The organism is Acetonema longum DSM 6540, from assembly GCF_000219125.1.
Classification (GTDB): Bacteria; Bacillota; Negativicutes; order Sporomusales; family Acetonemataceae; genus Acetonema; species Acetonema longum.
Map to the genome: position 1 here is coordinate 1 of NZ_AFGF01000275.1, position 455 is coordinate 455.

Consider the following 455-nt stretch of genomic DNA (forward strand, 5'->3'; position numbering starts at 1 on the left):
TCATCTATTTTGTTATCAGTGAGCTACCAACGCAACGAGGAACCATAGGAAGGCAATTGACAAAAATAAGAGTAACTGATACAAACGGATATAGATTAGGCATTCGAAGAGTAATAATTAGAACTATTTTAGAGTTTGTATTTATTTTTATAATCCCTGGATACTTGTTGATTTTTTTTACTCAAAAAAACCAGGGATTACATGATTATCTTTTGGATACGGTTGTTATTATGAAAGACAAGATTGGTCGGTGAGTTATGTTTGGATAGTTATTGGAAAGGAATGCTAGTCATTATTGTTGGGGTAGGGAAGATATTTTTCCATAGTATGTTAGAGAATTTAAGACATGGGAATTATTCGATAAAATTAGAAAGTTAAGTCAGCTGGAAATCTATATTGCAAGGGTATTTGGAATGATACTAATCATAATAGGTTTTATGATGCTTTTGAAATAA

The 455-nt window shown here is 31.0% G+C and carries 1 protein-coding gene; it reads left to right on the plus strand.

The genetic code is table 11. The annotated features are described in order from the left end of the window. The coding region (locus ALO_RS19860; protein ID WP_004099847.1) for an RDD family protein at nt 1-254 on the plus strand (254 nt) is incomplete at its 5' end. Nucleotides 255-455 lie beyond the last annotated feature (201 nt).